The following is a 12,387-nucleotide window of genomic DNA, read 5'->3' as shown; positions in this document are numbered from 1 at the left end:
TCGCATCATTTCAAAAAAACGATACTACTGGCTCCCATTCATGGCTTCTTTTTATACTTTGAGTCCAAGATGTCCTTTGCCAAGTTACGGGCATTTTCCTCAATTTTAGTAATATGTGCTAACCATTCTGGAGAGTTAAATTTTTCTTCTACTTTTCGGGCATTTTCCTCAATTTTAGCAATATGTGCTAACCATTCCGGAGAGTTAAATTTTTCTTCTACTTTTCTGGCATTTTCTTCGATCTTAGCGATATGAGCATGCCACTCTGGGGAGTTGAATTTTTCTTCTACTTTTCTGGCATTTTCTTCGATCTTAGCGATATGAGCATGCCACTCTGGGGAGTTAAATTTTTCTTCTACTTTTCGGGCATTTTCTTCGATCTTAGCGATATGAGCATGCCACTCTGGAGAATTAAATTTTTCTTCTACTTTTCTGGCATTTTCCTCAATCTTCGCGATATGGGCATGCCATTCTGGTGAGTTAAATTTTTCTTCTACTTTTCTGGCATTTTCTTCAATCTTCGCGATATAGGCATGCCATTCGGGAGATTCGAACTTCTTCGTAGTGATTTTGTTGGTGTCGGTGGTTAGGACAATGTCCGAAGCCCAGTTGTCGAGTGAGTCGTCTGACCAATCGGTGTTGTTGTATTGGGAGCTAAGGGTTGCTAATTCATTGGTTTCTATGTTTGTCTTGGTTATTGCCGCATCTGTTTTGTTAACTTCTTTTTTACTGTTGGGTTGTGTCCAGGCGACAGATACTAAGGTGAATAGAACCATTAGTGAAGCTACTAATTGGTGTTTGATGGTCGTATATGATGTTTCCATTTTAGCTTGTGTTATTCTTTTTATTCTTTGAAGTAGTTTGTGTTGTGTGCCAGATGCAGCAAGGCTCATTCGTGGAGACGAAGCTTCTTTCTTGAGAAGTTCAACCGTAAGCAATGCTTTAGCATAGTTAATCTGTTGGGGGAGGAGGGACACAACACTGTCGTCACATGCCTGCTCGCGCTCGGTTTGGATATGCCTGGAGATAAGCCAGATGAAAGGATTGAAAAATAGAATAGTCTCCATCACTATCTTCATTATGTTGAGAAGATAGTCGTTGCGTTTAATATGTGCGAGTTCATGGAGAATGAGTGCTTCTACCTCGGCTAATGCCATTTTATTGATATAAGCAACAGGAAAGATAACAACCGGTCTAAAGAATCCCATTGCTAGAGGTTCGAAAATCTGGTCGGATAGCAATAGGCGTACATTCTTGGTGATACCAAGACGTTGGATACTATGTGTAAACTGCTCTTGCCATGCGCTAGGAATGTGATCGGTCGTTTTTCTTTTTAGACTTTTGACTTGCAGATAGCTGCGCGTGCATGAAATAGATTGAACGAGGATGCCCAATAGATATAATGGCACGATATACATGAAGTAGTGTTGGATACTGGATTGCTTTTCATGTAGATAGTCTATATAGAATAGCTCTTCATTTTTTAAAGAAAGTGGAGTAGCGCTTTCTTGTGTGGTACGGTAGTCTATCAGGTCAAAAAATGTATAGACGAAACAAAAAAATAACGTAACCTGAGCGGCTAGAGCTAGGTTATGTTTTGTGGTCGCCCTTAGTCCGGGTATAGCAAGGTATAACCCAAATAGAATAAGGTATATAGCAGCTCCTTGCCATAAGGAATGTAGGAGGCTCCATCCTAACGCTGTGCTTACAGATGATATCAATGTTTCCATGTTACCTGGTTTCTAATTGATTTAAATAATCTTTGATCAAGTCTAATTCTTCTTTGCTCGTCTTGTGGTTGCCTAACGCCTGCATGACCAATCTTGATGTGGAACCGTTGTATACGGTGTCGATCATTTTATTCAAGAATTGGTTTTGTGTTTTTTCTTTATTGATGTTGGCGGTATAGATATGTGTCTTTGAAGAAGTGTCGCGAGTCACCATTTCCTTTTCGTGCATAATCTGCATGAGTTTAAGAATAGTGGTATAGCCCACATCTTTTTTATTCAGTGCTTCGAAGACTTCGCGTACACTACATTGCCCTTTGTTCCAAAGTACTTGTAGGATTTCCATTTCGCTTTCAGTGGGTTTCATGTCTTTTTAAGTTTATCTACGAATGTTTTCGTAATCAAATCTACGAAAGAATTCGTAAATGCAAAATAAAATTTAAATTCTTTTATCTTTGAAGACTAAAGAGAACACATGCTTTTAAAGGATTTTTATACCGTACGTGCTTTACAGAACCTTGGGGGACATAAATATGTCGCAGATATTACATTAAATAAGCATCATACTATTTTTAAGGGACACTTCCCGGATCAACCCGTAACCCCCGGCGTATGCATGATGCAGATTGTCAAGGAACTAAGTGAGCAGGTTTTGGAAAGGAAGTTGTTTATGTACAAATCTTCTAATGTAAAATTTATGGCTTTAATCAATCCCGAAGTAAATGCAGAGCTCCGATTGGAAATTGACATTTCGGGTTCTGATGAGTCTGAGTATAAAGTGAAAAATGTCAGCTATTTTGAAGATACAGTAGCATTAAAGTTGACATGCATATTTAAAGTGAAATAGATGGCTAATATTTTGATATCCTTTTTGCTGACAGCTTCATTATGGGTTCAGGTTGACCTATCGTCAGTCCGTTCTAATTTTGAGAAATCCGACACTTCAAAAGAAGCTGCCGCGACCCTGTATAATCAGCTTAAAAATTATAATAAAACGGACCCTGTTTTGTTGGCCTATAAGGGGGCTGCTTATGCTATGCAAGCCCGCTATGTACCGGATAGAAAGACGAAAAAGGAACTTTTTATGGCGGGAGCGAAGGATATTGAAGGAGCTGTTGCAACGGCACCAAACAATGTAGAAATACGACTGGTACGGTTGATTATCCAAGAGAATACCCCCAAGATCTTAAAGTATAAAGGAAATATTAATACAGATAAGCAAATGATTTTGACTAATTTTGATTCGCAAACTAAAGCGGTGAAAGATGCGGTCAAGCGTTATGCAAGTACCCGTTCTAGTGTGTTTACAGCAGCTGAGCTGCGTACATTAACTCAGTAGAACCCATTATGGAAGATACTTTACAACAGCGGATTACCCGTTTGGGGATTGTTGTTGTTATACCTACGTATAATAACGAGAAGACTCTGCGCCGTGTGCTGGACGGTGTGTTGGAGTATACAGCGCAGATTATCGTGGTGAATGACGGCTCTACGGACACAACCTCCCAGATATTAAATGATTATAACGGACTGGAACGTATCGATTTTGCCGCTAATAAAGGTAAAGGCTGTGCGCTAAGGGTTGGACTATCTAGGGCTCGTGAGTTGGGCTATCATTATGCTATTTCCATTGATTCGGATGGTCAGCATTATCCGAGTGATCTCTCTACATTCGTAGAAGTCCTGGAAGAAGCGAAAGCCCCTCTATTATTAATCGGTGCCCGTAACATGACTCAGGATTCGGTGCCGAAGAAGTCTTCTTTCGGGAATAAATTTTCTAATTTTTGGTTTTGGTTTGAAACTGGAATCAAACTGGAAGATACTCAATCGGGTTATAGGGCTTATCCGCTACTTGCGATTCCGCAGAAATACTACACACGTAAGTTTGAGTTTGAAATTGAAATTATTGTCCGTGCTGCATGGAATGGTGTTGCTGTCCGAAATATACCCGTACAGGTGCTGTATGACCCGGAGGAACGGGTTTCTCACTTTCGTCCTTTTAAGGATTTTACACGGATCAGTATTTTAAATACGGTACTGGTATTTCTTACTTTCTTTTACATTATTCCCCGGAATTTCTTCCGTTCGTTCAAAAAAAAAAGTTTGAATGAATTTATAAAGGAAAATATTTTTGGTTCGGAAGACTCACCTGAAAAGATGGCTGCTTCCATCGGCTTTGGCGTTTTTATGGGAATTGCTCCTGTATGGGGTTTTCAGACTGCTTTAGTCATCACACTATCGGTGTTCTTGAGACTGAATAAGGTTTTATCCTTTGCCTTTTCGAATATTAGTTTGCCTCCATTTATCCCGTTGATTATCTACGCATCGCTAATCGTAGGCGAGGCTGTACTTCCTTCGTCAACTACCAAAGGGGTGTTGCAATTGGATAATATTAGTTTTGATACGATACAGCAGCATCTGTTGCAGTATTTGGTTGGTTCTTTGCTGTTGGCTACGATAATGGGACTGCTTGTTGGCTTTGGAAGTTATGTTTTGATTCGGATGAAACAACCTAAATCGGTGTCTGCGGAATAATGCATTTACTCTTTTATCATATCTATTGCTGGGTACAGCGACATAAGGTGCTTTCGGTGGTGCTATCGATGCTATTTTTGTTTTTCTTTGGATTTCTGGCTTCCAAGATTCGCTTTGAAGAAGATATCACACAGATTATACCGAAGAGTGAGAAATCAGATTTAACGACAAAGGCCATTCGACAGGTCAATTTTTCGGATAAAATCACGGTATTGGTGGAACGTCTGCCATCAGCATCTGTTGATGATCTTGTCGAAGCTACGCAAGGTATTGCAGATACCCTGTCGCAGGATAGTCTCTATATCCGGGAGATTACAGGGCAATTGGATGAAGGCGCAATAGGGCAAGCATATGATTTTGTATACGAACATATTCCTTTTTTTCTCGATAAGGCGGATTATGATAGCCTAGCTACACGTATATCTAGAGACGGTATATCTCAACGTATGGCAGCAAATTATGAAACACTATCATCACCATCGGGATTTGTATTGGGAGACTTTATTCAGAAAGACCCGCTTGGATTGGCGGTAATGGGCTTACAAAAGCTACAACGAATCAGCGTTGGGGATAATTTTTTGCTGCATGAAGGATTCATAACAAGCAAGGATACAACGCAAATGCTTCTTTTTTTAAGTCCAAAATATGAGGGGGCTGAAACAGAGAAGAACAAAGCCTTTGCAGAGGAGCTTTATGGTCTGCAGAAAAGCTGGAATGCTACGTATGAGGGGAGGGTTGAGGTATCTTACTTTGGTTCGGCTCTTGTCGCGGTGGCCAATGCGGATCAGATAAAAGGGGATATCCTAAAAACAATACTGATATCGATGTCGGTATTGATGGTGCTGCTGGTTTTGTTTTATCGTAAGCTGTATATCCCATTGTTGGTATTTATCCCTACGCTATTCGCAGTTGTCTTTGCCTTGGGCTGTCTTTATTTGTATAAGCCAGTGATTTCGGCGATATCACTAAGTATAGGAGCAGTTCTGATTGGTATCACGATTGACTTTTCATTACATATCTTGACTCACTTTAAAAAGAACACCGATGTGAAGGTGTTGTTTAAGGAGTTGACCAAACCGTTGCTAATATCGGGGACGACCAATGCGGTGGCTTTTCTATGTCTTCTTTTTGTACACTCTACCGCTTTGATTGATTTAGGTATTTTTGCTTCAATCACTTTGGTTGCCTCCGCTGTATTTACCTTGCTCATTATTCCACATCTTTATAAACCTAAAGAAGAACTCCGACATACTAGTCTGCTGGATAAAATAGCAGCATTCCCTTTCGAGAAAAGTAGAATCCTGATTTTTTCTTGTACAGTACTGATTGTGATTAGTTTGTTTACCAGTGGTAAAGTGAGCTTTAATAATGATCTGGCAGGGTTGAACTATATGCCGTCTGATCTGGCGGATACGGAAGCTCGGTTGGATAAACTGACGAATACCTCGGCCAAGTCACTCTATGTGGTAGCTACGGGTAATACGCTAGATACTGCACTGCAACGCAATGAAGAAATAGCGGCTTATCTGAATTTGGCAAAGGATCAGGATGTTATATTGGATTTTTCAAATGTCAGTGAGTTGCTGAATCCGATTCAGGTGCAACAGGCTAAAATAGCAGCTTGGAATTCTTTTTGGCAATATCATAACAAAGAACTGGTAATCCGTAACCTACGTACAATAGGGGAGCAATATGGATTTACAGCAGATGCCTACGAGCAGTTTTATGGGCTGCTACGTGAGCCTTTCTTGCCGATGCAGTTGTCGGATTTCGGGCAATTGCCAAGTACTGGAATCCGGGATTTTGTCGTTAGTAAGAATGGCTTTTTTACGGTATCCTCGATGGTCAAACTGGACGAGAAGAATAGAAATCAACTGATTAAGAAATTGGAAGAAATACCTGGAGTCGTTGTTGTAGATCGTAAGCAGCTGAACGAGACGTTTTTAGGGAAGTTGCGGGATGATTTTAATGCATTGGTAGGCTATTCTTCGGTAGCGATATTACTCATCCTGTGGGTGTTTTTTAGGCGCTTGGAGCTGGTGTTGCTGGCGGCAATCCCAATCGGTCTTACCGGATTGGTAACCGCAGGGTTGATGGGGGTATTCGGATTGGAGTTTAATATTTTTTCTGCTATTGTCTGTACCTTGGTATTTGGACATGGAGTGGACTTCAGTATTTTTATGACTGCGGCCTTGCAAAAGCAATACAGCACGGGTGAGGATGAACTACAGGTATTCCGTACTTCGATTTTGTTGGCTGTACTAACTACGGTGTTGGCTATCGGTGCATTGATATTTGCTAAGCATCCTGCATTGATTTCAATATCTTCGGTATCGCTGATCGGGGTTTTTGCCGCAGTGATTATTACTTTTGTCTGGTATCCGATTATCTTTCGGTTCTTTATCACAGATAGGGCGAAACGTGGAAAATCTCCTTTCACTATTACTATTCTCTTGTGGTCACTGTTACTGTTCATGTACTATGGTCTAGGTTGTATTGTGCTTTCTTTTTTTGCACGGCTTATTCTTCCTATTGTGCCAATGGAGCGGTCCCGGAAAGATAAATTTTTACGGTATGTGGTCTCTAAATTTATGAAGTCGGTGTTGTATGGGTATCCGTTAGTAAAGAATAAGACTAGTAATCCTTATGGGGAGACTTTTAATAAACCGGCTGTAGTAATCGGTAATCATAGTTCTTTTCTCGATACATTGACCATGGGAATGCTGGTTCCCAAGATGGTTTTTTTAGTGAATGATTGGGTTTGGAAATCTCCGATTTTTGGAAAGGCTGTTCGGGTGTTAGGGTTTTATCCGACAAGTAGTGGTGTTGAGGAAAGTTTAGATTTTTTGCGGGGTAAGGTGGCACAGGGCTATTCTATTGTTGTATTTCCGGAAGGAACCCGTTCTTATGATAACCAGATTAAGCGCTTTCATAAAGGCGCATTCTATCTTGCAGAGCAGCTGCAACTCGATATTCTACCCATCTATATACATGGAAATGGTGATGTATTACCAAAGGGGGATGTGTTGATTTTTCCAGGAAAGCTCCGTCCAATGATTGGAGAACGGATTCCAATCGCTGATGAGCGGTTTGGTGGGACCTATTCAGCGCGTGCAAAGGCTATTTCAAATCATTTTAAGAGACAGTTCGAACTGCAACGGACTCAGCTAGAAAATGAAGATTATTTTGTGGCTAAGATAAGGTTAGCATACCTGTATAAAGATGATGAAATAGTCAGCGGGGTGAAAGATGGCCTGCATCGATGGAAGAAGGTGTTTTGGGAGGTGAATAAACAGCTACCACAAGGGGGGACATGGGCGCATTGGAGCCTGTCCTTCGGAGAGTTGGATTATCTTCTGTCTCTGCAAAATGGTAAACGAAAAGTGTTGGGAGTGATTGAGGATGAGGAGCGGAGAAAAGTCGCAATGCGTATTTATTGGTCTTCACTACGGGGAATACAGTTTGTCGCTGAAGCTCCAGAGGCTGATCTGTTGGTGATTTCTAAACTATTGCTGGCAGAGGACTATTTAGGGCAAGATTGGAAAACCTATGCGATGGTCGTCAACGTCAATAGTGGAAATAACTTAGATTTTTTGGTCCAGGATGGATTTGTTATGGAATCTAGCCTAGATGGTGTACAGATTTATAGAAGGATGTATGTCAATGACTGAATATGATATCGTCATTGTAGGCAGTGGTTTAGGAGGACTTACAGCTGCAGTAATCTTAGCGAAGGAGGGTAAGAAGGTCTGTGTATTGGAGAAGAATAATCAATTTGGAGGTAATCTGCAGACGTTTTCGCGGAGCAAGAAAATCTTTGATACGGGCGTACACTATATAGGTGGGCTGTCAGAGGGGCAGAACTTACACCGGTGTTTTTCATATCTGGGCATTATGGATAAGCTGAACCTGGAGAAGATGCCTGAGGTGTTTGATTATGTCCGTTTTGGAAATGAAGGAGTAGATTATCCTTTGGCGCAAGGATATGCTAATTTTGTTGAACAATTGAGCACTTATTTTCCGCAGGAACGGCCCGCAATAGTGCAGTATATTGTGGATATACAGGAGGTGTGTCGTGCGTTTCCATTGTATAATCTCGAAGAGCAAACGGGGCAAGCTTATGACCATCCTTTTTTGGGAATCAGTGTATCCACATATTTCGAGCAGCTTACTGCGAATAGTACGTTGCGGTCTGTATTGGCCGGAGCAAATTTTCTATATGCCGGAGACGCGTACAAGACGCCTTTCTACGTGCATGCACTTACCATCAATTCTTACATACAGAGTGCGTACCGTTGCATAAATGGGGGGAGCCAGATAAGTAAGCAATTGGTCAGAGTGCTACGCTCTTTGGGTGGAGTAGCACTGCGTCATCAGGAGGTGGTACGATATCATAGTCGGGATGGACGTATACAGCAGGTGGAGACTAGGGATGGGAGCCGGTATGTTGCGGATCTGTTTATTTCCAACGTGGAACCACAGACAACTTTAAAGCAGCTGGACCAGGAATTATTTCGGAGTGTCTATTACAATCGCATACAAAGTCTGCCGCTTACTGTATCTTCTTTTAGTGCGCATTTTGTTCTAAAGGTTGGTACTTTCCCATTTGTTGGTTCAAACATATATTATCACGAAGACAAGGAGAAACTGTGGAACCTACCGGCCTACGAACAGAAAGAATGGCCTGTGATGTATATGCTGTCTATGACAGAGGATAAGAGTAGGCCGGGGTACGCGGATACATTGACTTGTCTCAGTGTGATGCGCTTTGATGAAGTGAAGGCATGGGAACAGTCGAGAAATACGGTTATTAAAGAGGCCGCTAGAGGAGAAGGGTATGCTGAATTTAAGAAAGCCAGAATAAATAGAATATTGAATAAGTTGGCGGTGCGCTGGCCGGAATTGCCAAGTACTATAGTGGATGCGTATGCCTCTACACCATTGTCTTATCGGGATTATATAGGCACGACCGAGGGAAACCTATATGGTCCGGAAAAAGATGTGAATGAAATGATGCGGTCTCGGATATCCCCTAAAACGAAGGTGCCGAATCTTTTTTTTGTGGGGCAGAGTGTGGGAATGCATGGAGTACTAGGGGTGACCATTGGAGCTGTAGCAACATGTATGGAGATTCTAGGGCGTACCTATTTGTTGGATAAAATTAAAAATGAAACGCATGGGTAAGTGGTTGCAATTTGTTTTTATTATCCTTTTATGTTCTTCTTGTGTATCTAATAGGATTTCTAAACGGTATACCCGTACTTTTGACGATACTTCGGATACGGTACAACTTGTTCTGGACCAGGATTCGCTACGGATGCTGAGCAATAAGGATTATTTGGTAAAGAATCGGTACGGGATGTGGGAGCTTTATGTGTCTGGTGCGCCTTATGATTTAGGGAATAGGACGGGGTTGCTGACCGAAGATTTGTTTAGGCAACAGCAACGTGTTTTTATGGATAAATTGGAGCACATGGTGCCGTCTAAATTTAAGCAGCGGCTTGTGTCTAAGTTTATCCATTGGTATGGACGGCGTCTAGATGACTATATTCCCCCCTCTTATTTGGACGAAATCTATGGGCTGTCGACACACCTGGATGATGCCTATCCTTATGCCGGAGATAATTTTAGTCTGACACTGTTGATGCATGCAGCACATGACCTAGGGCATGCACTCCGCGATCTCGCAATTGTAGGATGTTCATCTGTTGCCTCTTGGGGGGATAAGACGGAGGATGGTAAGCTACTGATTGGACGAAATTTTGATTTTTATGTGGGGGATGAGTTTGCGGAAAATAAAGTGCTGAACTTTGTACGGCCGGAACAAGGGATTCCTTTTGTGTCGGTATCGTGGCCGGGGATGATAGGTGTTGTCTCGGGAATGAATAAGGAGGGGCTTACGGTGACGATGAATGCGGGGAAGTCTACTATTCCACTTTCTGCAAAAAGACCTATTTCTATTGTTGCTCGGGAAATACTAGAACGTGCTACGGACATAAAGGAAGCCATTGTTATTGCAAAGGAGGCACAATCGTTTGTCTCGGAATCGTTGATGATTGGCAGTGCAAAAGATAAAAAGGCGGTTCTTTTAGAAATTTCACCGAAGAATTTTGGAATATACGAGGTGGATAATGGGAATCAACTTGTCTGTACAAACCATTTTCAATCTGATACCTATGCGCTGGATAAACGAAATACAGCCCATATCCAAGAAAGCCATTCTCAGTATCGGTATGATAGGCTGTTGGAGTTACTGCATAGGGAAAATAAGTTAAACCCGGAGAAAATGGCGGATATTTTACGTAATCGGAAGGGTATGTCGGATACGGATATCGGGTATGGTAATGACAAGTCGCTCAATCATCTATTGGCGCATCATGCGGTTATTTTTAAACCGGAAGATAAATTGATATGGGTTTCTAACTCTCCTTATCAACTTGGGGCGTTTACAGCATATAATCTGGATGAGGTGTTTGCAGATTCTTCAACAATAGGACAATCAAAACAGATAGAGGCGCTCACGATAGCAGAAGATGCTTTTGTGCACTCGGATACTTTTGTCAACTATGAAAGGTATAAAAGTGAATCAGATAGTATAGCGTATGCGATTCGAGTAAAGGGAGAGATGCCGGAGGAGCGATTGAAAAATTTTAAGGAGCTTAATCCAAATCTTTGGTTAGTTTATTACCTTGCCGGTAAATATTGGTATAAGCAGGGGGCATATGGAAAGGCTCAAGCTGAATTCGCACATGCCCTTACATTAGAAATCCCTACGTTGCAAGCAGAAAAAGAAATACGGAAATTATGGAAAAAGGCGAACAAAAGACGGAAGGTGTAGTGTACGCTTCGGTAGCCGCTATTGAAGCTTTTCAAGAAGGTTTGTTGCGGGAGCAGTTGTCGTATTTGGCAAGTAACTCCCCTTTTTATCAACGCTTATTTGCAAAACATCATGTCGATGTGTCAAGCATCAGAAGGCTGTCGGATTTGGAACAGCTACCGACTACCTGTAAAGATGATTTGCAATTGTATAATGATGATTTTCTGTGTGTACCACAGGAGGAGATCATTGATTATTGCACGACTTCTGGAACATTGGGTACTCCTGTTACTTTTGGCCTTACGGATAAGGATTTAGATCGCTTAGCGACGAATGAAATGCAATCTTTTGAAATGGTGGGGGTGAAGCCGGGGGATAGGGTGCAGTTGATGACGACGATGGACCGCCGGTTTATGGCGGGACTTGCTTATTTTCTTGGCTTGCGAAAGCTCGGAGCTGGGGTAATCCGTGTCGGCTCGGGAATCCCCCAGATGCAATGGGACTCGATACTGAAATATAAACCTACTTACCTTATTGGTGTTCCTTCTTTTTTATTGAAACTGATTGAATTTGCAGAACAGCATGACATCGATTATACTAATTGCAGTGTCAAGGCTGTGATTTGCATAGGTGAGGCTTTGCGGGATAAAGATCTGAATAATACGATTCTTACCAATCGTATAGCAAGCAAGTGGAATGTGGACTTGCATTCTACGTATGCTTCTACAGAGATGGGAGCGGCTTTTACGGAGTGTGATCATTTTAAAGGGGGGCACGTGCAACCGGATTTGATTATCACCGAGATACTGGATGAACAGGGAAAATGGGTGGCTGATGGCGAAAGTGGAGAGTTGGTAGTAACGACCTTAGGGGTGGAAGGGTTGCCTCTGCTGCGTTTTAAAACTGGAGATATCGTGCGCCGTTATACGGAGCCCTGTGCATGTGGCCGCCATACCTATCGTATTGGACCTGTCGAAGGGCGAAAACAACATATGGTGAAGTATAAGGGGACAACACTATATCCGCCAGCTATGCATGATTTGTTAGCTGGATTCCCTGAAATACTGTTGCATCAGATTGAGCTATTTCACAATGAGATAGGTACTGATGAAATCATCATCCGATTGGTGTCTGCCAATGAATCGGAAGAATTTATCAATGAAATCAAGGATTATTTTAGGGCAAAGCTGCGGGTGGCGCCTAAGATTGAGTTTTGTAAACTTGAGGCATTACAACAGTCTGTTTTTAATCCGATGAGCCGAAAGCCGATTACTTTTGTTGATAATAGGCAGTAAGCTATATGCTTTA

Annotated in this window: 9 protein-coding genes; 7 read left to right on the top strand and 2 right to left on the bottom strand. The window is 41.8% G+C overall.

Going from position 1 to position 12,387, the window contains the following annotated elements; genetic code table 11:
- Nucleotides 1-38 precede the first annotated feature (38 nt).
- Both CLV99_RS17140 and CLV99_RS17135 read right to left on the bottom strand, forming a co-directional pair.
- On the bottom strand, nucleotides 39-1,730 hold the full coding sequence (locus tag CLV99_RS17140) for a M56 family metallopeptidase (RefSeq protein WP_133585733.1): 1,692 nt from the start codon (nucleotides 1,728-1,730) through the stop codon (nucleotides 39-41).
- Nucleotide 1,731: 1 nt separating this feature from the next.
- Entirely contained in the window at nucleotides 1,732-2,094 is a 363-nt protein-coding gene (locus CLV99_RS17135; RefSeq protein WP_133585732.1) for a BlaI/MecI/CopY family transcriptional regulator, read from the bottom strand.
- 108 nt (nucleotides 2,095-2,202) lie between these two features.
- On the opposite strand from CLV99_RS17135, the gene CLV99_RS17130 reads away from it, so the two are divergent.
- The 7 genes from CLV99_RS17130 to CLV99_RS17100 are packed head-to-tail and all read left to right on the top strand — an operon-like array spanning nucleotide 2,203 to nucleotide 12,374.
- Nucleotides 2,203-2,574 carry a hotdog family protein gene (locus CLV99_RS17130; RefSeq protein ID WP_133585731.1) on the top strand — a complete coding sequence of 124 codons (372 nt, stop codon included), beginning with the start codon at nucleotides 2,203-2,205 and terminating at the stop codon, nucleotides 2,572-2,574.
- Complete coding sequence (locus CLV99_RS17125; RefSeq protein ID WP_133585730.1) at nucleotides 2,575-3,066, top strand: hypothetical protein; 492 nt, start codon at nucleotides 2,575-2,577, stop codon at nucleotides 3,064-3,066.
- A gap of 8 nt (nucleotides 3,067-3,074) precedes the next feature.
- Nucleotides 3,075-4,262 carry a DUF2062 domain-containing protein gene (locus tag CLV99_RS17120; RefSeq protein WP_133585729.1) on the top strand — a complete coding sequence of 396 codons (1,188 nt, stop codon included), beginning with the start codon at nucleotides 3,075-3,077 and terminating at the stop codon, nucleotides 4,260-4,262.
- The gene (locus tag CLV99_RS17115; protein WP_133585728.1) at nucleotides 4,262-7,933 is read left to right on the top strand and encodes a 1-acyl-sn-glycerol-3-phosphate acyltransferase; all 3,672 of its coding nucleotides are present in this window, start codon (nucleotides 4,262-4,264) and stop codon (nucleotides 7,931-7,933) included. Before CLV99_RS17120 ends, CLV99_RS17115 begins: the two co-directional genes overlap by 1 nt.
- Complete coding sequence (locus tag CLV99_RS17110) at nucleotides 7,920-9,446, top strand: phytoene desaturase family protein (protein ID WP_211348570.1); 1,527 nt, start codon at nucleotides 7,920-7,922, stop codon at nucleotides 9,444-9,446. The genes CLV99_RS17115 and CLV99_RS17110 overlap by 14 nt, the downstream gene beginning before the upstream one ends.
- A complete protein-coding gene (locus CLV99_RS17105; protein WP_211348568.1) occupies nucleotides 9,439-11,100 on the top strand; it encodes a C45 family autoproteolytic acyltransferase/hydolase in 1,662 nt (553 codons plus the stop codon). The genes CLV99_RS17110 and CLV99_RS17105 overlap by 8 nt, the downstream gene beginning before the upstream one ends.
- A complete protein-coding gene (locus CLV99_RS17100) occupies nucleotides 11,067-12,374 on the top strand; it encodes a phenylacetate--CoA ligase family protein (RefSeq protein WP_133585725.1) in 1,308 nt (435 codons plus the stop codon). Before CLV99_RS17105 ends, CLV99_RS17100 begins: the two co-directional genes overlap by 34 nt.
- Nucleotides 12,375-12,387 lie beyond the last annotated feature (13 nt).

The sequence above is a fragment of the Sphingobacterium yanglingense genome, from assembly GCF_004363245.1.
Lineage (GTDB): Bacteria > Bacteroidota > Bacteroidia > Sphingobacteriales > Sphingobacteriaceae > Sphingobacterium > Sphingobacterium yanglingense.
The sequence above is the reverse complement of the archived record's forward strand: the minus strand, read 5'-3'. Positions and strand labels throughout refer to the sequence as shown.

Bases quoted from the DNA above. Each gene is read 5' to 3' on its own strand.
- CLV99_RS17125 (WP_133585730.1), top strand. From the start codon at position 2,575: ATGGCTAATATTTTGATATCCTTTTTGCTGACAGCTTCATTATGGGTT.
- CLV99_RS17100 (WP_133585725.1), top strand. From the start codon at position 11,067: ATGGAAAAAGGCGAACAAAAGACGGAAGGTGTAGTGTACGCTTCGGTA.
- CLV99_RS17115 (WP_133585728.1), top strand. From the start codon at position 4,262: ATGCATTTACTCTTTTATCATATCTATTGCTGGGTACAGCGACATAAG.
- CLV99_RS17105 (WP_211348568.1), top strand. From the start codon at position 9,439: ATGGGTAAGTGGTTGCAATTTGTTTTTATTATCCTTTTATGTTCTTCT.
- CLV99_RS17120 (WP_133585729.1), top strand. From the start codon at position 3,075: ATGGAAGATACTTTACAACAGCGGATTACCCGTTTGGGGATTGTTGTT.
- CLV99_RS17140 (WP_133585733.1), bottom strand. From the start codon at position 1,730: ATGGAAACATTGATATCATCTGTAAGCACAGCGTTAGGATGGAGCCTC.
- CLV99_RS17130 (WP_133585731.1), top strand. From the start codon at position 2,203: ATGCTTTTAAAGGATTTTTATACCGTACGTGCTTTACAGAACCTTGGG.
- CLV99_RS17135 (WP_133585732.1), bottom strand. From the start codon at position 2,094: ATGAAACCCACTGAAAGCGAAATGGAAATCCTACAAGTACTTTGGAAC.
- CLV99_RS17110 (WP_211348570.1), top strand. From the start codon at position 7,920: ATGTCAATGACTGAATATGATATCGTCATTGTAGGCAGTGGTTTAGGA.